21 protein-coding genes, 1 tRNA gene and 1 riboswitch are annotated in these 21190 nt (G+C 53.3%); of the genes, 7 read left to right on the top strand and 15 right to left on the bottom strand.

From position 1 onward, the window contains the following. Nucleotides 1-18: 18 nt before the first annotated feature. The 14 genes from thrS to K9G39_RS07140 all read right to left on the bottom strand — a co-directional run bounded on the left by thrS (nt 19) and on the right by K9G39_RS07140 (nt 14883). Nucleotides 19-1992, bottom strand: a complete 1974-nt coding sequence (thrS, locus tag K9G39_RS07205) for a threonine--tRNA ligase (protein WP_292004249.1) — start codon at nt 1990-1992, stop codon at nt 19-21. Nucleotides 1993-2207: 215 nt separating this feature from the next. After that, complete coding sequence (gene bchZ / locus K9G39_RS07200; RefSeq protein WP_292004248.1) at nt 2208-3617, bottom strand: chlorophyllide a reductase subunit Z; 1410 nt, start codon at nt 3615-3617, stop codon at nt 2208-2210. Between the two features lie 43 nt (nt 3618-3660). Continuing rightward, nucleotides 3661-5415, bottom strand: a complete 1755-nt coding sequence (locus K9G39_RS07195) for a glycoside hydrolase family 3 protein (protein WP_292004247.1) — start codon at nt 5413-5415, stop codon at nt 3661-3663. 195 nt (nt 5416-5610) lie between these two features. Beyond that, nucleotides 5611-6123: an HNH endonuclease gene (locus K9G39_RS07190; RefSeq protein WP_292004246.1), complete on the bottom strand. Its 513-nt coding sequence runs from the start codon at nt 6121-6123 to the stop codon at nt 5611-5613. Nucleotides 6124-6255: 132 nt separating this feature from the next. Continuing rightward, the gene (gene gcvPB, locus K9G39_RS07185; protein WP_292004245.1) at nt 6256-7716 is read right to left on the bottom strand and encodes an aminomethyl-transferring glycine dehydrogenase subunit GcvPB; all 1461 of its coding nucleotides are present in this window, start codon (nt 7714-7716) and stop codon (nt 6256-6258) included. Nucleotides 7717-7813: 97 nt separating this feature from the next. Next, on the bottom strand, nt 7814-8635 hold the full coding sequence (rnc, locus tag K9G39_RS07180; protein WP_292004244.1) for a ribonuclease III: 822 nt from the start codon (nt 8633-8635) through the stop codon (nt 7814-7816). A 16-nt stretch (nt 8636-8651) separates the two neighbouring features. Beyond that, nucleotides 8652-9905, bottom strand: coding sequence for a beta-ketoacyl-ACP synthase II (gene fabF, locus K9G39_RS07175; RefSeq protein WP_292004243.1), 1254 nt, complete (start codon nt 9903-9905; stop codon nt 8652-8654). 52 nt (nt 9906-9957) lie between these two features. Continuing rightward, nucleotides 9958-10194 (bottom strand): acyl carrier protein, encoded by a 237-nt coding sequence (gene acpP, locus K9G39_RS07170; RefSeq protein ID WP_292004242.1) that lies wholly within the window; start codon nt 10192-10194, stop codon nt 9958-9960. An 87-nt stretch (nt 10195-10281) separates the two neighbouring features. Continuing rightward, nucleotides 10282-11019 carry a 3-oxoacyl-[acyl-carrier-protein] reductase gene (fabG, locus tag K9G39_RS07165; RefSeq protein WP_292004241.1) on the bottom strand — a complete coding sequence of 246 codons (738 nt, stop codon included), beginning with the start codon at nt 11017-11019 and terminating at the stop codon, nt 10282-10284. A 45-nt stretch (nt 11020-11064) separates the two neighbouring features. Beyond that, entirely contained in the window at nt 11065-11973 is a 909-nt protein-coding gene (gene fabD, locus K9G39_RS07160) for an ACP S-malonyltransferase (RefSeq protein ID WP_292004240.1), read from the bottom strand. Between the two features lie 34 nt (nt 11974-12007). Further along, a complete protein-coding gene (locus K9G39_RS07155; protein ID WP_292004239.1) occupies nt 12008-12997 on the bottom strand; it encodes a beta-ketoacyl-ACP synthase III in 990 nt (329 codons plus the stop codon). Between the two features lie 92 nt (nt 12998-13089). After that, the gene (gene plsX, locus K9G39_RS07150; RefSeq protein WP_292004238.1) at nt 13090-14115 is read right to left on the bottom strand and encodes a phosphate acyltransferase PlsX; all 1026 of its coding nucleotides are present in this window, start codon (nt 14113-14115) and stop codon (nt 13090-13092) included. A 23-nt stretch (nt 14116-14138) separates the two neighbouring features. Further along, nucleotides 14139-14330, bottom strand: coding sequence for a 50S ribosomal protein L32 (rpmF, locus tag K9G39_RS07145; RefSeq protein WP_012465151.1), 192 nt, complete (start codon nt 14328-14330; stop codon nt 14139-14141). A 25-nt stretch (nt 14331-14355) separates the two neighbouring features. Next, a complete protein-coding gene (locus tag K9G39_RS07140) occupies nt 14356-14883 on the bottom strand; it encodes a DUF177 domain-containing protein (protein WP_292004237.1) in 528 nt (175 codons plus the stop codon). Between the two features lie 187 nt (nt 14884-15070). On the opposite strand from K9G39_RS07140, the gene K9G39_RS07135 reads away from it, so the two are divergent. The 5 genes from K9G39_RS07135 (at nt 15071) to K9G39_RS07115 (ending at nt 19086) form a co-directional block, all read left to right on the top strand. Beyond that, a tRNA-Asn gene (locus tag K9G39_RS07135) sits at nt 15071-15142 on the top strand. A 78-nt stretch (nt 15143-15220) separates the two neighbouring features. Then, nucleotides 15221-15649 carry a GIY-YIG nuclease family protein gene (locus K9G39_RS07130; protein ID WP_292004236.1) on the top strand — a complete coding sequence of 143 codons (429 nt, stop codon included), beginning with the start codon at nt 15221-15223 and terminating at the stop codon, nt 15647-15649. A gap of 54 nt (nt 15650-15703) precedes the next feature. After that, on the top strand, nt 15704-16363 hold the full coding sequence (locus tag K9G39_RS07125) for a uridine kinase (RefSeq protein ID WP_292004235.1): 660 nt from the start codon (nt 15704-15706) through the stop codon (nt 16361-16363). A 104-nt stretch (nt 16364-16467) separates the two neighbouring features. Next, nucleotides 16468-18687: a PAS domain S-box protein gene (locus tag K9G39_RS07120; RefSeq protein WP_292004234.1), complete on the top strand. Its 2220-nt coding sequence runs from the start codon at nt 16468-16470 to the stop codon at nt 18685-18687. Nucleotides 18688-18699: 12 nt separating this feature from the next. Further along, nucleotides 18700-19086, top strand: coding sequence for a response regulator (locus K9G39_RS07115; RefSeq protein WP_292004233.1), 387 nt, complete (start codon nt 18700-18702; stop codon nt 19084-19086). Between the two features lie 57 nt (nt 19087-19143). Here K9G39_RS07115 and rd read toward each other — a convergent pair whose 3' ends face one another. Beyond that, nucleotides 19144-19320: a rubredoxin gene (gene rd, locus K9G39_RS07110; RefSeq protein WP_292004232.1), complete on the bottom strand. Its 177-nt coding sequence runs from the start codon at nt 19318-19320 to the stop codon at nt 19144-19146. A 250-nt stretch (nt 19321-19570) separates the two neighbouring features. Next, a riboswitch (FMN riboswitch) is annotated at nt 19571-19724 on the top strand. 54 nt (nt 19725-19778) lie between these two features. Between rd and ribB the strand changes: the two genes are divergently transcribed. Further along, on the top strand, nt 19779-20438 hold the full coding sequence (ribB, locus tag K9G39_RS07105; protein WP_292004231.1) for a 3,4-dihydroxy-2-butanone-4-phosphate synthase: 660 nt from the start codon (nt 19779-19781) through the stop codon (nt 20436-20438). A 134-nt stretch (nt 20439-20572) separates the two neighbouring features. Next, nucleotides 20573-21067, top strand: a complete 495-nt coding sequence (locus K9G39_RS07100; RefSeq protein WP_292004265.1) for a thermonuclease family protein — start codon at nt 20573-20575, stop codon at nt 21065-21067. The last annotated feature ends 123 nt before the right edge of the window (nt 21068-21190 follow it).

The raw sequence follows: 21190 nt of genomic DNA, 5'->3' as shown, positions 1-21190 counted from the left end.
CAGCGTTGGTTTAAAAAATCAGGTTCGTTCCGTTATTTCCTTTCTGAGCATATCGACAAGCCCGGAAACGGTAAAGCTTCCGATGTCGCCCTGCCGGTGGCGGCGCAGGGAAACCTCGCCGGTTTCCCGTTCCTTCTGGCCGGCGACAACCATGTATGGAATTTTTCCGATTTCTGCTTCGCGGATTTTTTTACCGATTTTTTCACTTCTGGTATCGATTTCTGCACGTATTCCTGCAGCAAGCAGCGCGCCGTGAACGGTTGCGGCATAGTCGTGCACATCTTCGGCAATGGGCAGCACAACTGCCTGAACGGGAGCCAGCCAGAGAGGGAAGTTTCCGGCCGTATGCTCGATCAGGACGCCTATAAAGCGCTCCATCGAACCGAAGGGTGCCCGGTGGATGACAACGGGACGGTGCTTCTGTCCGTCGCTGCCGATATAGCTCAAGTCGAAGCGTTCCGGCATGACATAGTCAACCTGAACGGTTCCGAGCTGCCATTTGCGTCCGAGTGCATCACGTACGATAAAGTCTATTTTCGGACCATAGAAGCTCGCTTCGCCGATGCCGATAAAGTAATCGATGCCCATGCGGTCCGCTGCTTCGCGTACGTCTTTTTCCGCCTGTTCCCAGACTTCGGCGGTGCCACCGTATTTTTCGCTGTTAGCCGGGTCGTGCATGGAAAGGCGCGTCTGTACATCCGAGAAGCCGAGAGTGCTGAAAACAAACTGTGTCAGGTCGATGGCGTTGCAGATTTCATCGACAAGCTGGTCGGGGCGGCAGTAGATATGCGAGTCGTCCTGCGTGAATCCCCTTGCCCGGACGAGCCCGTTGAGTTCTCCCGATTGTTCGTGACGGTAGACCGTTCCGAACTCGGTGAGGCGAATGGGAAGATCCCGGTAGCTGCGCAGCTTCGAACTGTAGATGAGATGATGGTGCGGGCAGTTCATCGGCTTGAGCAGATACTGCTCCTGCCTGCCATCTTCATCATGGTAGGTGAGCGGCGGGAACTGGGAATCGCTGTAATACGGGTAGTGCCCCGAGCGTTTATAGAGCTCGATATTTCCGATGTGCGGGGTGTAAACCGGCAGATAGCCTCGTTTACGCTGCTCCTCTTTCAGGAAGGCTTCAAGTTCGCTGCGGATGATGGCCCCTTTCGGCAGCCAGACCGGCAGTCCGCTGCCGATTTCCGGTGAAAGCATGAAGAGTTCAAGTTCCGAGCCGAGCTTGCGGTGATCCCTGCGTTTTGCCTCTTCCAGGCGTGCTACATGTTCCTTGAGCAGTTTTTCCGAAGGGAAAGCGATCCCGTAGATTCTCTGCATGTTCTCTCTTGACGAATCGCCTCTCCAGTAGGAAGACGAAATATTGAAGAGGAGCACGGCCTTGAGCTTCGAGGTCGATGGCAGATGAGGGCCGGTGCAAAGATCGGTGAAGTCGCCCTGATGGTAGAGTGAAACCCTGTCTACGTTCTTCAGGGTCTCTTCGAGAATTTCAACCTTGTAGGGGTCGTTGCGCACGTTTTTGAAATAGGCAACGGCATCGGTGCGTTTCATCTCCTCGCGCTCGAGCCGGATATTTCGCTTGCCGATTTCAAGCATTTTCTCTTCGATCAGCCGCAGGTCATCTTCACGGAAACGGTGCTCGGAAGCTACGTCGTAGTAGAAGCCCTGTTCGGTTGCCGGTCCGGCTCCGAACCTGCTTCCGGGAAAGAGCTCCTCGATGGCCTGGGCCATGATATGGCTTGCACTGTGCCAGAAAATATCGCGCCCTTCGGGCGTATCGAAAGTAACGATCGCCGCATGGCCGTTATTTTCGATCGGCGCGTTAAGGTCTACGGCTTTTCCGTCGAGGATGATGGCGATGGCATCGTCTGCGAGCCTTCGCCCTATGGAGAGGGCAATATCAAAACCGGTGCTGCCACTGGGGTACGAGCGAATCGTCCCGTCAGGCAGGGTAATGGCTATCGGAGCCTTCTGTTCCTGTATGTCAGACATGCTGTTTCTTGTCGTTTCGTCAGGCCGCAAAAACAGCGGCATTAGAGCCACGGTGCCTTGCGGGTTCTCTCCCGGCAGGAGAGCGGGATAAATCTTCTCAGCCTCTTTTTGTCAGTACTACACGGACGGGGGGGCTGGCCGGTCATAATGCGCGGCAATCCCCGTTTCCGTTAAGCGGATTTTAACTATACGAATAAAATCTGAAAAAAACAATATCAGTTGATTCCCCTGAGCAGTTCGGCCGTGACGATCTCTTTTCCCGTTTTACGGGCAAAGCTTTCGGCTCTCTTTTTCAGCTCACGCCCGAAAGATATCTGGCTGATGAACGGAGCTTTTTTTACCATTTCCTGGAGCAGCGTTTCAGCTTCGCTGCTCCAGGCCATTTTGGTCAGGGGGGTCTCGTCCGTTCCGGTACGCTTCTGTATGGGCAGGAAGTTGAACAGCATATCGTAGAGCGCATTGACGATCTCCTGCAGGAGCCAGACTGCACCGCTGTGCCCCATGAAGGGTGTGCCGAGGGCCCTGCGAACAATCGGACCGGGAAATCCTGCCGGAATGAAGCGGGTTTTCGAGTCGAGTTCGGCAAGATAGATTTTGTCTGCCATGCGGCCGAAAAGGAACTGCGGCTGTTTTTCCATGATTTCGTTGCGCAGGAGTGAATTGTCGGTTTCGGCGGCGTCCCGGCTGAACATGCACAGCATTCCCATCTCCCCGGAAAGAAAGGTTTCAAGTCCGTGCGCGTAACTTTTTCCGGCTACCACACCGAATCTGACTGTAGGAAACCATTCGGACTGGGGCCCGCGCCAGAGATCCCATACCGGTTTGAGGGTTGTAAGCTTTTCCTCCTGCAGAAATGCCCCGGCGCGTTTCTCATTGCCGGTCAGTCGACCGATTTCAAGAATGAAGCGGCGGGTTTCCTCGATGCCGAACGGAGCGTAAAGCACCGGACGCTGAAGCAGTTCGGCCAGATCGCTGCCGAACTCCCTGTACATGACCACGATCACTTCCGAGTTTTTCAGGGCTGAAATATCGCCGAGAGCGCTTTCGAATGGATAGACATGGCGGACTATTGCCCCGGAGCCGGAAATGAGCCGTTTTGTTTCTGCAAGATCGGACGGGCTGTTGAAGCATCCATAGGTGGGTCCGATGATGCTCACGGTGCCTTTCTCGATTTCAGCGGGTTTTCCGTCATCGAACTGTTCGAACAGCCACCGCAGAGCCCGGTCGCGTCCATGCCATTCATTCTGGCCGAGAGAGTCGGAAGGAAAGAACCTTACATCGGGAAACTGCATGTTCAGCATGCGTTCGTGGTCGCTGCCGATCATTTCACTCTCGGCGCTCGATACCAGAATGAGCTGTTTATCGCTTCCGGCGAGTTTGGCAAGGGTATCGCGGACGACTTCAGCACTTCCCGATGAGGAGATTTCAAGCTCGGTAAGGCTGGTGGGAGTGAAGTTCTCGAGGTAGGGAATGGCGTCGGTGTAGTCCATCACGGCAACCCCGACAAGATTGTAGCACCCTACCGGAGCATCGGCTACGACATGGACATCTCTTAGGGCGCAGAAGGTATTGACTGCCGCCCAGTAGGCGCTTGCGGTGGATTCGTCACGAACTGTTTTTCCCATGGTCTGTAGTGAAATGATTTCTGAATGCAAATGGTTGCCGTTTTCATGGCGCTACGCCATAGAGCGATACGGGTAGCCGGCCCTGGGGTTTCAGCTCACCCTTGAGCACCCGTATAGCCTGGGTTTCACTCTCCCTGCTCGATGAATAGGTACAGATGGCGGTTCTGATCTCGGGAAAGGTACCGATCAGGTATGGTGTTCCGAATGAAATGAATATGATTGGCCTGGTTTCGGGAAGAGATCGTATCAGCGTATGTATGAACTCCTGCTGCTGCCCGGTGAGCCTGAGTGTTCCCGATCCCGAGAATACCTGAACATAGGATGAAATGACAACAGCGTCCGCGGTTGCGGCGGCAGATAGTATTCCCGCATAGGATAGTGAGTCGGTTTTCGGGTCGATTCTTGCCGTGCTTGCCGCAAAAGAGCGGTTCAGCTCTTCGGCATATTGCCGGCCGGTTTCAGGGTTGCTCTTGTCCTGCAGGATGATGTTGAGCAGGCGTCCCGACGCTCCGCTGTTTTTAAGCGGCAGATCGCGGGGGTCCTGTTTTACCACCGTGATGGATCGTGATGTGATCTCTTCGGCAAGCTTGCGGTGTGCATCAGGACTGATATGGTTCTGAACCCGGTTGAGATCGACCAGCTTTTGATCGTCGATCCTGAGCCACTTCTTCACCCGGAGGATGCGTTTTACCGATGCGTCGATCTGTTCCTGCGGGATTTGCCCTTCCCGGACTGCACGGACTATTGCGGCGTGGGCGAGTTCCGGATCAGGAGAGAAAAGGAGAAGATCGTTTCCGGCCTGAACGGCCTTGACGGATATTTCCGGAACGTTGTTGCCGTTGTAGAGTGCCTTCATGTTCATGGCGTCGGTTATGATGAGGCCCTGAAAACCGAGTTCATTGCGAAGCAATCCGGTTACGATGGTTTTTGAAACCGAAGCAGGCTCCATGGTGCCGGTCAGTTTCGGAACGGCAAGGTGGCCGGTCATGATACTGACGATCCCTTTCTCGATCGCAGCCTGAAACGGTTTGAGTTCATAGGCGTAGAGGCGCTGCCGGTCGGCGTTGAGTACCGGGAGGGCAAGATGGCTGTCGACGGTGACGTCGCCGTGACCCGGAAAATGTTTTGCCGTCGCTGCGATGCCGCTTGTCTGCAGCCCTTCGATCATGGCATTGCTCATGGTTACGGCAAGCGGAACATTGTCGCCGAAAGAACGGGTGTTGATGACCGGGTTTGCAGGATTGATGTTGAGGTCCACGTTCGGGGAGTAACTCTGGTGAATACCGGTGGTTCGGGCTTCATCGGCAACAGCTTCAGCCATTGCAAAGGCAAGTTCGGGGTCGCCGGTGGCAGCCAGAGCCATATTGGGGGGAAACTCCGTTGCTCCCGAAAGGCGCATGGCCAATCCCCGTTCCATATCGGCACTCATCAGAAGCGGCCGCATTGCCAGCGACTGGAAGTTGTTTGCCATCATTGCCGCACTGAACGCGTCGCCTTTCATGAACATGATTCCGCCTACCTTTCCCTGCTGCACCAGTCGCTGGAGCAGCAGGGAAGCGGCATCTCCGGAACCGCTGTAGCGGCTTTCGATCTGGGCGATAATCATCTGGCCGACCTTTTCCTCAAGTGTCATCCTGCTCAACTCTTTTTCTATGCCGGAATCCTTGCGATTGAAAATATATTGCGCCTGCCATTTTTTAGGAGAAGGTTTGGATTTTGCCGAGGCAGGCCCGGAAAACCCGGGCAGAAGCGTGGTGATACAGAGCAGTGCGGCAGTGACGAGGGCGATTCTTTTCATGAACTTGTACTTGCCGGTTCCGTGAGCGGAACCGCTGTTGCTGGGATGCTTTGTGAAAGAATACAAAAAAAAGCCGTGAATCGTATTACCGGCTTTTTTGATCTTATCCGGTTTTCTTTCCGGCCGGAGAGCCTCCGGCAGATCTGGTGGAGCTACCGTGGAAACGGCGCGGAGTGTTGCGGCAGGTGGAGATGATCAGCTCATGAACAGGTAGGGCTTCCATTCATCCGATACGGCAGCCGTGAACTGCTGCATAAAGACGATATGGTTGGGACGTACCGGTCTGGAGAGTATGGTCATTCCGGCTTCAGAAGGGGTTCTGTTGCCTTTTTTCGTATTGCATCTTCGGCAGGCGGTAATGAGGTTCTCCCAGGAATCCTCGCCCCCCCGGGAGCGGGGAAGAATATGATCAACAGTCAAAGGCTGGTCGGTTCGTCCGCAATACTGGCAGCGCAGGCCATCCCGCCTGAGAATGTTTTTCCTGTTCAGCATGATTTTTTTGAAGGGGAGGCGGACAAATACATTCAGGCGGACGATGCTCGGCAGTGGAAAACGGCGGGAAACGCTGCAGAACATCTTTTCAGGGTGGTGGGCAACAGGCACGGCTTTGCCGCAGAAGAGCAGAAGAACGGCTTTCCGTGCATCGCAGATACTTAATGGTTCGTAACTGCTGTTCAGTACCAGAACTTTTGAACTGAGCAAGGACATCTCCACGGTTTTGATTAGAGTATACGTCCGGATAATGCTGCAGCAAAATCATTAATGTGAACTTTTCGTTACTTCTCCGGGGCATGTTTTGCCATGCCCCGCTCCTTCAGGCCGCCGTAGCCGGTTTTTCTGTCAGCCGATACAGCAGATGTTCAGCTGTCGCGATGCCTGTGCCTCGTCGAGCCGCCTGACCGGTGTGTTCACCGGCGCCGAAAGTATCAATTCGGGTGAGGTTGCCGCTTCGTCGGCAATGCCGATCAGCGCTTCGGCAAACTGGTCGAGAGTCTCCCTTGTTTCCGTTTCCGTTGGTTCGATCATCAGCGCTTCACTGACAATGAGCGGAAAATAGATGGTCGGTGCGTGAAAGCCGTAATCGAGCAGCCTTTTGGCCATATCGAGGGTTCTTACTCCGTGCGCTTTTTTCTGACGGTCTCCCGAAAGGCAGAATTCGTGCATGACCGGTTTCGGGTAGGGAAGGTCATAACGGTCGTCGAGACGGGCGAGCAGGTAGTTTGCATTGATGATGGCGTTCTCGGAAACCCTTCTGAGTCCGGCTGCGCCGAGCATACGGATGTAGGTGTACGCCCTGACGAGTACCGAGAAGTTTCCGTAGAAATTCATCATTCTCCCGATACTATCGGGATGATCGGTATTGAGCCGGTAGCGGGTTCCTTCAGGAGTTTGAAGCCGTTCGACAACCGGCACAGGGAGGTAGGGGATGAGCTTTTCGCTCACGCCGACCGGACCGCTTCCCGGCCCCCCGCCCCCGTGCGGAGCGGAGAAGGATTTGTGGAGGTTGTAGTGTACGACGTCGAAGCCCATGTCGCCGGGACGGGTGATGCCAAGCAGTGCGTTCATGTTCGCTCCGTCCATGTAGAGCAGGCTGCCGTTTTCATGCACCATCCGCGAGATGGTCAGGATATCCTTTTCAAAGAGGCCTATAGTATTCGGGTTTGTGAGCATGAGTGCAGCTACATCACCGTCAAGTTTCGCCTTGAGATCCTCGATATCGGTGCGGCCGTCGGATGCGCCTTTCACCGATACGATTTCGTAGCCGGCGATAGCAGCAGATGCAGGATTGGTGCCGTGAGCCGAATCAACGACAAGCAGTTTTCGGCGCCTGGAGCCTCTTTCCTCGTGGTATTTTTTTATGAGAAGAATTCCGGTAAGCTCCCCGTGCGCACCGGCTGCCGGCTGCAGGGTAACGGCAGCCATACCGGCAATTTCGGCCAGCATGCCGCCGAGCTCGTACATCATCTGCAGGGCGCCCTGAACCGTCTCTTCCGGCTGAAGCGGGTGCAGTTCGCTGAACCCCGGAAGGTCGCAGGCAGCATCGTTGACTTTAGGGTTGTACTTCATGGTGCAGCTGCCCAGCGGGTACATGTTCTTGTCGACATGGTAGTTCAGGTTGGAGAGCCTGATGAAGTGTCTGACCACCTCGCTTTCCGGCACTTCCGGCAGATCGGCAGGTTCTTTTCGCAGGAATTTTTCCGGAAGAACGGCTTTCACTGACAGTTCGGGAATGTCGTTGCGTGAGAGGCTGTACCCTTTGCGGCCTTCCCTGGATAAATCGAAAATCAGTTTTTCTCTCATGGTTGCACGGCGTCGTGAGGTGTCTGAATGGCTTGATGATAGGCAATATAGAGCACTGGGGTGAAATGCTCAAACCCTGAGGGAGTTAAAAGAATCTTTACGCCTCAGGCGAAGGGTGTTGGCCGGCCTGCAGCAGCGTAACGAGGGCTTCTCTGGCGGCAAGCTGCTCCGCGTCCTTTTTTCTGGGTGCGGTTCCCCGCCCGCAGACGATGCCGTCACAGGCCACTTCGATCGTGAATATCTTTTCATGTTCGGCTCCCTCCTGCGCAATGACGGTGTAGGCCGGAGGAGGAATGTGATGAGACTGGGTATATTCGATCAGGCGGCTTTTGTAGTTGTGTTCCGAAGCGACAATACTCTTGAAATCCACATGTCCGATAACCTGTTTCATGACAAACGAACGGGCGGCATCAAGTCCCTTGTCGAGATAGATGGCTCCGGTAAGCGACTCGAATGCATCGGCCAGAGCAGATTCACTGCAGCGTATTTTGTTTTTGTCGGCTGATTCCCCGATGATGAGATACTTCCCGAGTCCCATGCCCAGAGCAAAGCCTGCAAGCGATTTTCGGTTGACGATTTTTGAGCGGTTGCTCGACAGGTCGCCCTCGGCGCTTTCAGGGAAGGCGCGGTAAAGATATTCCGAAATGACCAGATCAAGTACGGCATCACCGAGGAATTCGAGGCGCTGGTTGGACTGGGTTGACGATGTCAGTGGATCGTGTGTGACGGAGCGGTGTGTGAATGCCGTCAGGTAAATCTCCGGGTTATTTCCCGGTCCGCCGGTAACCTGCTGAAGAAATGCATGGAGATTTTCGGGCAGAAGAGCTTCCGGCCTCTCGACGGAAGCTTGTTCACCATTGTCGCCAGAGAGAGTACGGTGAAAGGCAAGGGATGTCAGTTTCTGCCAGAACTGCTCCATAAGCGGAGGATCATAGTCAGAGATTGGACGCGTTTTTGAAAATCAGGGTTGCGTTATGGCCGCCGAAACCGAATCCATTGTTGAGCGCGTAACCGATCGATCGCTTTTTCGGCTTGTTGGGCGTTATATCGAGATCGATCTGGGGATCGAGATTATCGTTATTGATGGTCGGTGGAACAGTGGCATTCTCCATGGCCAGCAGGCAGACGATCGATTCCACGACGCCGGCTGCTCCGAGCAGATGGCCGGTCATGGATTTTGAAGAGCTGATGCTAAGCTTCGGGGCATGTTCGCCGAACACCTTCTTGATAGCAGTTATTTCAGCGATATCGCCAAGAGGTGTTGCCGTGCCGTGCGTGTTGATGTAGTCGATCCTGTCCGGGTCGATACCCGCGATTGAGAGCGCGGCTTTCATGGCGTTTACCGCTCCGGCTCCTTCCGGATGCGGCGCAGTCAAATGATAGGCATCGGCAGTTGCTCCGACACCGGCGATCTCACCGTAGATTTTTGCTCCGCGTGCTTTTGCCGATTCAAGGGTTTCAAGGATGAGCGATCCGGCGCCTTCTCCCATGACAAATCCGTCGCGGTCGCGGTCGTAGGGGCGGGATGCCTTTTCAGGTCTGTCGTTTGCTGTCGAAAGGGCGCGGGCCGAATTGAACCCGCCGACACTCATCTGGGTGATCGGGGCTTCCGAACCGCCGCAAACCATGTAGTCTGCCATGCCGAGCTGCAGGATCATCCACGCATCGATAATGGCGTGCAGGGATGTGGCGCAGGCTGAAGCCGTCGCATGGTTGGGGCCCATAAGGCCGAATTTCATGGAAATCTGTCCGGCTGCGATGTCGGGGATCAGCATGGGAATGAAAAACGGGCTGATTCTTCTCGGTCCCCGCTCGAGATAAGCTCTGAACTGCTGGTCGTAGGTGGTCATGCCCCCTATGCCCGAACCGTGCACGACGCCGATCCTGAGGGGATCGATTGCCTGCAGGTCAAGCCCCGAATCTTTCAGGGCCTGCTCTGCGGCAATAACGGCATATTGACAGTACGGGTCCATGCGGTCGGCTGATTTCCTGTCGATATAATCAACTGCGGAAAAGTTTTTCAGCTCGCAGGCAAACGTGGTCGCAAAATCAGATGTATCGAAATAGGTAATAGGCGCAGCGCCGCTTCTGCCCTCGACCAGCCCGGTCCAGAACTCGTCCTTGCTGAGACCTATGGGGGCTAAAACTCCGATTCCCGTAACGACAACTCTTTTGCGTTCCTGACCCATCTGTGCGATTTTAATGTTGTTTCAGGCGGTGATGCCCGAAGAGAAAGTACAGTTACTTTTTAACGATGTAATCGATAGCCTGCTGAACGGTGCTGATCTTTTCAGCATCTTCATCAGGAATCTGAACACCGAATTCGTTCTCGAGTTCCATGATCAGTTCGACGGTATCGAGAGAGTCTGCGCCGAGGTCATCGGAAAACTTCGATTCCGGTTTGATCTGGTCTTTGTTGACACCCATTTTACTGACAATAATATCGTATACCTTATCTCTGATTTCGGCGTCGCTCATTGTTGTGTTCTCCTTTTTGGTGGTTTGTTATGGATAAAAAAAAATAAAATCGTTAAGTAATATACAAAGAAAATAGGCTTGCCCAAATTACATGACCATGCCGCCACTGATGTTGATTACCTCTCCGGTGATATAGGCGGCATCGCTTCCTGCCAGGAACGAGACGACCCTTGCAACATCTTCGGGCTGACCGAATCGAGCCAGCGGTATGACGGCAAGCATTTTATTGCGTACCTCGTCGGTGAGTGCATCGGTCATTTTCGATGCTATGAACCCGGGAGCCACGGCATTGACACGGATATTGCGTGAAGCGAACTCCTTTGCCACCGATTTGGTGAAGGAGATCACTCCTCCTTTCGATGCGGCATAGTTTGCCTGTCCGGCGTTGCCCATAAGGCCGATAACCGAGGCGATGTTGACGATTGCGCCCGAACGCTGCTTCATCATGATACGGGTCACGGCTTTCGTACAGGCAAAGGTGCCTTTCAGGTTCACGGTGAGTACCGCGTCCCAGTCTTCTTCGCTCATCCGCATCAGGAGCCCGTCACGGGTGATGCCGGCATTGTTGACAAGAACGTCTATTCTTCCGGTGGTTTCGGCGATTTCTCCGAAGACCTCCTGTACCGCAACGGTATTGGTGACGTCAAGCTCCCGGCACCAGACTTCGCGTCCTCGATTTCTGACTCCCTCGGCGGTTTCAGCCAGCCACTCCTCCTTGATGTCACAAACGACCACTCCCGCGCCTTTTTCGGCGAGATCGAAGGCTATAGCCTGCCCGATCCCTCTTGCCGCGCCGGTAACCACTGCAATTTTTCCTTCAAACATGGTAGGTTCTCTTCTGTTAATGAATATGCCCTTTTTCACTCAAGTTCAGATAAATCGACGGATATCCTCAGCGGTATCGATGCCGCTGCCTGTGACCGATTTATCAATCCTTTTGATCAGTCCCTGCAGAACCTTCTGCGGGCCGATCTCGATGAACTCCCTGATGCCGTTGCCGACCATCGACTCTATGGACTGTGTCCAGAGAACCGGGCTGGTTAGCTGCATGATCAGGTTTTTTCTGATTTCAGGAGCGGCGGTGACCGGCATGGCAACAGCGTTCATGCAGACCGGAATCCGGGAGTCCCTGATTTCAACATTTTCGAGGGCGGCAGCAAGTTGCTCTTCGGCAGGTTTCATCAGGGGCGAGTGGAATGCACCTGATACGACCAGCTCCTTCGCCATTCTCGCGCCATGCGAAGGGGCCAGTTCAATGGCCTTTTTTACCGCGGCAACATCACCTGAAATAACCACCTGACCCGGAGAGTTGAAGTTTGCCGCCTGGACGACTCCGGCTGAAGAGGCCTCCGCCAGCAGGTTTTCAACAGCGCTGTCCTGCATGCCGATAAGGGCCGCCATGGTGCCGGGATTCTGCTGTCCTGCATTCTGCATCAGTTCACCTCTTCTGGCCACGATGCGCATGGCGTCATCGAAACTGATCGCTCCTGCAAAGCAGAGCGCGCTGTATTCGCCGAGACTGTGCCCTGCCGTCATGGCGACGCCTTCGCTGTCGAGCAGCGACGCTATGGCGATACTGTGCAGGAAAATGGCCGGTTGGGTATACCGGGTCTGTCGCAGTTCCTCCTCACTGCCGGTGAACATGATGTTGCTGATGGAGAATCCAAGGATCTCGTCGGCTTTCCGCATCAGCTCTTTTACTGCCGGAAAGGCTTCGAAGATATCCCGGCCCATGCCGCAGTATTGGGAACCTTGTCCCGGAAAAACAAATGCTTTCATGAATGCCCTGTTTCTGTGCTGAGGTAAGTGTCTGTTACTGCCATTTGATGTACATGCCGCCCCAGGTGTAGCCGGCCCCGAAACTGACCAGAACAAGGTTGGAGCCCCGGTTCAGTTTCCGCTGTTCATCCAGTTCTGCAAGGCAGATGGGAATCGTGCCGGCAGTGGTGTTGCCGTAATGGGCGATGTTCGATATTACCTTTTCCATGCCGAGGCCCATTCGTTCGGCGGTGGCCTGGATAATGCGCTGGTTTGCCTGGTGGGGAATCAGCCATGCGATGTTTTCGGCATCGAGATTGTTGCGCTGCATGATCTCTGCAGCGGTATCGGCCATTGCGGTGACAGCCGATTTGAAGACCTGGCGTCCATCCTGGTGGATGAAATGCATGCGCTTTTCAACGGTCTCATGGGTCGCTGGATGGAGGCTTCCTCCTCCGCTCATGAGCAGATGATCCTTGCCGTTGGTGCCGTCGGAATAGAGTCTGGCGTCAAGAATGCCGTAGCCTTCCGACTCGGCCGGTTCAAGAAGAACACCTGCCGCACCGTCTCCGAAAAGTATGGCCGTCGAACGGTCGGTATAATCGACGATGGACGACATCTTGTCTCCTCCGATGACCATTACCTTTTTGTGTGCCCCTGATTCAATAAAGCGGGCTGCGGTATTGAGTGCGAAAATAAATCCGGAGCAGGCCGCATTAAGGTCGAAGGCCCACGCACCGGTCGCTCCGATTATGTCCTGGACAAGGCAGGCTGTCGAAGGGAACAGCATGTCGGGCGTCATGGTCGCAACAATGATGAGTTCTATCTCCTCAGCGCTGATTCCCCGTTTATCGAGAAGCTGTTTTGCAACTTCACCGCACAGGAACGATGATGCCTTGTCGGGATCTTTCATGATCCGTCGCTCACTGATGCCGGTTCTTGAACGGATCCACTCGTCGTTGGTTTCAAGCATCCGCTCAAGGTCGTGATTGGTGACCACGCCGTCGGGTAAATATTTGGCTGTTGCCGTTATTGCAGCTTTCATGCGTTCTATGCGGTTATTTCATACAGGATTGTTCTTGATCAGCTGCCTGGCAGCGAGCCATGCGGTTTCGGGTTGTGACGGAAGAACAGGTATCAGGCTTCGGAAAGTACCTCGGCAATGCGGGCGTTGACCTGTTTTTCGATCATATGCTCGGCCATGAAAATCATGTTCTTGATAGCTCGTGACGAAGAGCGCCCGTGACCGACAATTGAGATGCCGTCCACTCCGAGAAACGGAACGCCACCGAATTTTTCCACGTCGAAAGGTTCGAACATGCTTTTAAAGAGCTGAGTGGCAAGGGCTGCTGCTTTTTCATCGAGATCTCCCGCGCCAACCAGCTTTTGCACCGCCGGCTTGAAAAGCGAACCCAGAAATCCGGGAATGCTTTCGCCGAACTTCAGGATGGTGTTGCCGACAAGTCCATCACAGACGACGATGCTGACATTACCCTTGAGTATGTCGTGGCCTTCGATGTTGCCGGCGAAACTGATTTTCCCCTTGCTGTCGGCCTCTTTGAGCAGCTTATATGCCTGTTTCAGTACTTCGGAGCCTTTGCCCTCTTCTTCACCGATGTTGAGAAGACCGGTTACCGGGTTTTCGATACCGGCACCATAGCGCTGGTAGATGGTCAGCATTTCGGCGAACTGAACCAGATGTTCAGGTTTGCAGTCCATATTGGCGCCGACATCGACAATGTTGGTGAGGCCGTCCTGTATTCTTGGAAAGTAAGCGTAAATCGTCGGTCGCAGTACTCCCGGCAGTCTGCCGAGTACAAAGAGCGATGCGGCCATCTGGGCCCCGGTATTTCCGGCGCTGACATAGGCATCGGCCTCTTTGGCTTTGCACATTTTCAGTCCCCTGACCAGAGATGATTCCTGTTTGGTTTTAACGGCAATGGCAGGAATGTCGTCCATGGTCACTACTTCAGGAGCGTGCATGAATCTGAGGTTCAGGCCTTCGGTGTCCTGCAGCGCAAGAAGGGGTTCAACTTTTTCGGACTGTCCGATCAGCACAACAGAAAATCTGTTACCGCTTTCCCGTAAAGCCTGAATGGTTCCCTCGATTACACAGGCGGGAGCATTGTCTCCGCCCATGGCATCAACAGCAATGGTCAGCATGAAGGGGTTGTCCTGTGGTGTTATCAGCTGTTGGCGGATTTGGTGACAACGGCTCTGCCGCGGTAGTGGCCGCAATGGCGGCAGGCACGGTGCGGAAGGGTAGGCTCTCCGCAATTCGGGCAGACAACGGTCGTTGCCGCTTTCGTGCGGGCGTTGAACTGGGCGCGTCTTTTATCCCTTCTGGATTTAGACATTTTGGCTTTTGGATTTGCCATGGTTGTCCTCTGATTTTATAGTCGGTTAACGATACTTGTTTTTCAGCTGTTCAAGAGATTCCTGCCATGAACTTCTCTCATCGACAGGGAATTCATCCTTTCCTGATTCGTTGCTGTAAAGCCGGCAGTCCGGATTTCCGCTGCAGGTAACCTTCATCGGCAGAGAGAGCAGCAGGGTTTCGCGCACATCCTCCGTCAGATCGATGGATACCGTATTCGTGTCGATCAGGCGGTGATCCTCATCGATGTCTTCCGTGCTCTCTTCTTCAGTACTGTATAAATAATAAACCCGGTACTCTCCCTTGATTTCCCTTTCCAGGGGTGCAAGACAGATATCGCAGGTGAAATCGGCTACCGTCGCAGTCCGTATGGTGACCGTCAGTTCATTTTCGGTCTTGTCTGCAATTGCTGTTACGGTAATATCCCTGGCAAATACGTTTTCAGCCAGTTCCCGGCCCCTGAAGTCTCCGGCTCTGCAGGTAAAATCAAATGTATGGGTTCCCTGCATAAGACCCGCGATCCGGATCTCTATCAATGCCTTTTCTTTATGCATATACCCCCCTTTTCAGTAAAAGAACACCAATGTACAAAAATTATTATGGAAAATGAAAGACGCATGACCTGCAAACGGGAGAAAAATCGAAAAAAACAGGGAGGCTTCGTTTGGAAATCACGAAAAGGGTCGTATATTTACAACCCGTTCGCCGCAGAATCGACAAGATTCGAAAGATTCGGGAGATTCCGCGATAGCTCAATGGTAGAGCATTCGGCTGTTAACCGAAGGGTTGTAGGTTCGAATCCTACTCGCGGAGCGCAAAAAGGCAGAAGTAACATAACGAGCTTCTGCCTTTTCCTGTTTATTGCGCCCCCGCAAATCAAGCGAGATTCCGATGACATTGTCTGACTCGGCAATCTGCTATGTCTGTATCCTTTATTCCGAACGGGGTGACCGATGCTATATAGGGATACCTTCTGATTCCGTGCGCCGTCTTGTATCACATAACAGCAGGGAGCGTGGCTTTACGTCACGATATCGTCCGTGGAAGCTGGTGTTCATGCGGCAGTATGCATCGCGATCACCGGCACCGGATGCCGAAAAAACGCTCAAGAGCAGGAAACGCAGGGTGATTATTGAACATCCTGTATCCGGGACAGTTCCGTTGCAGCGGCTGTTATCCCGACCTTTCGGAATGCAGGTTCGAATCCTGTTCGCGGAGAGTGACCTTCATTCCGGAAGGGGGTTCCGAATGATCATACGTTTTTTCTATATTACCGGTACGTTGCAGTGTATGTCGGCCGCTTCTTCCTTTCTGCAATGATACCCCTTGCCTGTCGTGTGTCTTTGACTTGCAACATGATAATCCCCAAATACCGTGTTAAGTGACATTCTGCTAATCAGCAACAAACACAAAAAAGCCGCCGAGGCGATTTCCGAAAGAGTGCTCGTTGAAAGAGAGGCAAAAGAGGAAAAGTGTCCCGGGTACCGGTTCATTGTCGCTATTTCGGGAGAGTCCGGTGCGGGGAAATCCGAGCTTGCCCATTCCCTTGCCCTTGTACTGAAGAAAGCCGGGATAAGGGTTAAGATTCTTCATACCGACAACTACTACAGGGTGGAGCCGCAGAAGAGGCGTGAGGAACGCGAGCGCAACAATTTCGAATCGGTCGGTCCAGACGAGTATGATCATGCCTGGCTCCACCGCAATATTGAGGATTTTCGTAAAGGCCGCAAGGCAAGTATGCCCTGTGTGGATATTATCACCGAAGAGGTCGATCTTCTGATTACCGATTTTTCCCCCATTGAACTGCTCATCATTGACGGGCTTTACGCTATTTCAACAGACGGCATCGACCTTGGCGTGTACATCGATCTTACCTATTACGAGACAAAAAAGAACCAGAGGCTCAGAGGAAAGGAATCAACCGACGAGCATCGATGGAAGGTGCTTGAAAAAGAACACCAGAGTGCTCTGAAGCTGAGGCGTCTTGCCAATACCTTTGTCAGCAGGGAGTACAAGGTGCTTTTCTGCGACTGAGGAGGCCTGCCTTTGGCAGGGGAAAGTTCTTCAGGGTTTTTCGGTAATGGTTCCTCTCCTTTCCGGCGGGTATTTGATCAGGCAACCCACCAATCAGTTGCCCTATGCGGAATATTGACGATCACACAACGGTTTTGATTGCCGACGACAGCGAGCTGGTACGAAATACGGTTTCCCGTATTGTAGCACGGCTCGGTTATCATCCGGTTACTGCATCCGGAGGGAATGAAGCCGTTTCGATGCTCCAGTCCTCACTGTTCGACGCGCTTCTTCTCGATATCACGATGCCGGGAAAAGATGGTATCGATGTGCTGCGTTTTCTGATGGAGAACAATTATGCGCTCCCGGTTATTATGATATCCGGTTCCGGAGATATAGACCAGGTGGTGCAATGCATCAAAATCGGCGCGTATGATTACCTGACCAAGCCCGTCGATGCCCAGCGGCTGGAAATCGTTCTGAAAAACGCTTTTTCGGAATCCGCACTCCGAAGGAAGGTGCGGTTGCTGTCGGCCGCAGTCGATCAGAGTCCTGTGGCGGTCGTCATTACCGATAACAGGGGGCATATTGAGTATACCAATCCGTCGTTTACGGCTTTTCGGAATGCTCTGAGCGAAAGCAGTGCGCCACAGGAAAATATTTTCGACGACGAGGCTCAGCCGGAAAGCCTGTCGATGAAATTCAGGAATTCCATTGTTTCAGGAAAGGTCTGGCAGGGGGATTTCTGCAATCATAAGCGGAACGGGGAACTTTCCTGGGAGCATGCCATTATCAGCCCGGTTGCAAGTCAGGACAAGTCCGTATCCCATATTCTTGCGTTTATTCAGGATATTACGGAAGTAAGAAAAAACCGGGAAGCCCTTCTGAAAAGCAATCGACGGTTCAGGGAACTGGCCGATCTTCTGCCGCAGCCGGTTTTTGAAACCGACCGTAAAGGCTTTATTACCTATTCGAACCGGGCGGGGTTCAGCACCTTCGGGTACAGCAGGAAAGAACTGAAGCGGGGTCTTCATGCACTTCAGTTTTTTGCTCCCGAAGATAAAAGTCGCCTCATGCACGCTCTTCGCGTGAAAAAGACTTCCAGACCTCTCGGTGCTCATGAATTTACGGTGTTCAGGCACGATGGCGCAGGATTTCCTGCATTGGTTTACAGTGCGCCGATAACCGGAAGAAACGGTTCGGGAGGGTTCAGGGGAATAGTGATCGATATTACCGAACTGAAGGATACCGAGCGAAAACTTCGTGAAAACCGGAAAAAATATCTTGATCTTTTTCAGGCTATTCCTGACGCCATTATTGTGGCAGATGCCGAAGACGGTGTTCTTGTCGAGTGGAACCGTCAGGGTCAGCTCTTTTTCGGATACACTCCCGAGGAGTTTTCCCGTCTGCATATCGGAGACCTTTATCCTGATGAGCTTCGTGATGAGGGGGTGGCCTACTTCAGGAATGCCTGCAACGGGAGGGCGGGAACACTGGAAACCCAGATCGTGACCCGCCATGGAATACGCATCGATGTGCACATCAGTTCAGCGACGTTCACGACGGAGCATTTTCACCGTTTTGTCGGCATTTTCCGAGACATCACCCAACAGAAGCATTCAGAGAGGCTCGTCAGGGACAATATCCGGATGAAAAACGATTTTATTTCCACGGTATCGCATGAACTGCGTACGCCGCTTTTTTCGATTCTCGGGTTTACCGGTACGCTTCTCCGGGAACAGGATGAACTCGAACGTGATACCAGGATGGAGTTTATTTCGATTATCCACGAAGAGAGCAAAAGACTTTCCGCCCTGATCGAGGATGTACTGATGATATCGAGAATTGATTCAGGCAGGGTTTCCTACAAAAAAAGCGAACTTGATCCTTCAATCACCATTTCGGATGTATGCCGGAGTCTGAAAATCAGGGCAGATGAAAAAAACATCGAACTGCGTCTGAGGGTGTGTGCACCGATGGAGCATATTTTTGCCGATCAGGATTCCCTGAAACAGGTTGCCATCAACATCATAGGCAATGCGCTGAAATTTACGCCCCACGGAGGGCTCGTTCAGGTACGTCTGTCCTGTGATGCCCAGTCGCTGCTCTTTAGTGTGGAGGATAACGGTCCGGGCATTCCGGCAGAGGATATTGAAAAAATATTCGGAAAATTTTTCAGGGTTGAACGTCCCGGAGATGCCGTCGATGGAACAGGCCTCGGGCTTTCCATCGTGAAGGAGATTGTCGCAGCTCATGATGGAACGGTCGAGGTACACTCCATCCCGAACCGGAGTACGGTATTCCTTGTCAGACTGCCGTTATTGATGAAACCATGCTGCAAGTAAACAGGAGCGCTCATGAAATCGCATACCATACTCATTGTCGATGATTCCGCTAACATCAGGCGTCTTCTTGCCCATAACCTCGGCAGGAAGTTTACCGTTCTTACTGCCGGAGATGCGGCTGAAGCACTCGATATTCTGGCTCGGGGTGAAAAAACCGACCTGCTGGTTGTCGATATCACCATGCCCGGTATGGATGGTTTTTCGTTGACGGCTCTCATCAAAGGCAATCCTGCATACGAGGGCATTCCTCTTGTCATGCTTACAGCGAAGGACGGCAGTGAAGATCGTGAAAAAGGGCTCCAGCTCGGTGCAGCCGATTACATTACCAAACCGTTCAATCTTGAGGAATTTGCCGAAAGGATAGAGGCTCTGCTCAAACGAGGCTGTGATATGGTTTGAAAAACGGGTAAAACAGAAACAGCGCCTGTTGAGGCGCTGCATCTGTTTCAATGGCAATTACCTTGCGCTGCGTTCGTCGTAAGGTTCGAACAATGTTTTATCTACGCCGCATACCGGACAAACCCAGTCATCCGGAATGTCTTCGAAAGCGGTTCCCGGTTCAACCCCGCCGTCAGGATCGCCTACTTCAGGATCGTAGACATAGCCGCACGGTACACATACCCATTTCTGCATATTGTTATCTCCGTTTATGTTTGGTGTTCTGGTTGTGAAACGTTCTTTACAGGGCGGTAGGGCAACCTCCTACAGTTTCCGTATACTGTCCTGCCGGAAAAATAACATTTCCTGAGCGGAAAAAAGTTCATGCTCTGATGTATCAAAAAAGTTTTCATGTTCAGCGTATCTCCCTGAACATGAAGGTGCGACGTTTCAGGGCTTTGAAGATCGGTTTCCGGCGCGTATCTTTTCATGTTATTTTTTCAAGCTTGTTTCTCAGGGCGGGGCGTGATTCCCCACCGGCGGTATTCCGGGAGCTTTATCCGGAGAGCCCGCGAGCGCTTCCGGTGTATGGCGGAAGGTCAGCAGATTTGGTGAAAAGCCAAAGCCGACGGTCAGAGTCCGGATGAAAGAGAATGAGAATGCCTCAAGGGCATTCCTGCGCCCTGATTCATGCAATTTTTAATACAGCAGCCATGAATCAGATGCTTTCCGAACAATCCCGCAGTGCTTTTTCCCGTGTCGAGCAGGCGCTTCTTTCCCTCCGCAAGGGACAGGGAGTGCTTGTTGCTGATGATCCCGGTCGCGAAAACGAGGCCGATCTCATTTTTCCGGCAGAATCCGTCACGGTTCCGCAGATGGCCATGCTCATTCGCGAGTGCAGCGGTATTGTCTGCCTATGCATGACCGAAGAGAAGATCCGCTCCCTTGAGCTTCCCATGATGGTTGAGCACAATACCAGTGGATTTCAGACTGCATTCACCGTTTCCATCGAGGCCGTCGAAGGGGTTACGACCGGCGTTTCCGCCGCTGACCGGGTGAAAACAGTCAGAACCGCTGCTGCTGAAAATGCCCGGCCATCCGATCTCCGCCGTCCGGGCCATATCTTTCCGCTCAGGGCAAGGCCGGGAGGCGTACTTGAACGTCCCGGCCATACCGAAGCCACGGTCGATCTCATGAGGCTTGCCGGTCTTAACCCTGCAGGGGTACTCTGCGAGCTGACCAATCCCGACGGGACGATGGCCGGTATCGAAGAGACCGTTGCCTTTTCACGGCAGTACGGGTTTCCGGTACTGACCGTAGGGGATATCGTGGCTTACATCGAACAGAGTGCCTTTGAGGCTTCCGTGAGGTGAATTCAGGCGGCTGCGCACCGGGGTTTCATCCGGTGCGGCAGCTTTTTTCCCGGAAAAACCGGCTGATCGCATGACCTGAGAGGAAAAAACGCCGTCGAGCGTCTGTTCATGAAATTTCAAGTAGTTCATTAGTGATGGTTTACCCCCGGTTTCGCTGTTTCGTTTTCTTTTTTCTGCTGATTTTTCTCCGCATATCCTCTGCTCATGCCCTGGAACTCGAAGGGCGGGTTGTCAGGGTCAGGGACGGCGACACCATCGTGATGCTCGATGCCGGCCGTGAACTTCACGTTATCCGTCTGGCTCACATCGATACCCCGGAAAAAAACCAGCCCTACGGCAACAGGGCAAAGCAGTTCGTCTCTTCGCTGGTTTACGGAAAAACGGTAAGGATCGATGTGACGGACCGGGACCGGTATGGGCGTCTCATCGGGGTGGTCTATATCGGCGCTACCAATGTCAATCTCCAGCTGGTCAGGCACGGATATGCCTGGTGGTACAGGGAGTACTCCAGGGATGTTTCCTACGGACGCACGGAACTCGATGCGTTCGAGCGGCGCAGCGGCCTGTGGGCCGATTCCCGCCCGGTTCCTCCCTGGGAGTGGCGGCGGAAAAAACGTGAGGCTTCGTAGTTGCCTCTTGCAGGGAGGATTGTCGTTTTCCGGAGAGATTTTTTGCCGGAAGCAGGAATAATAATAAAGCGGAGGGGGTTTTCCTGAATCCTGCCGGGTGCGCCGGCTGCTGAACGATATCGG

It is taken from the genome of Chlorobium sp. (assembly GCF_021740465.1).
Taxonomy (GTDB): domain Bacteria; phylum Bacteroidota; class Chlorobiia; order Chlorobiales; family Chlorobiaceae; genus Chlorobium.
Note: the sequence above shows the minus strand (reverse complement) of the source record. Positions and strands in the feature narration are given on the sequence as shown.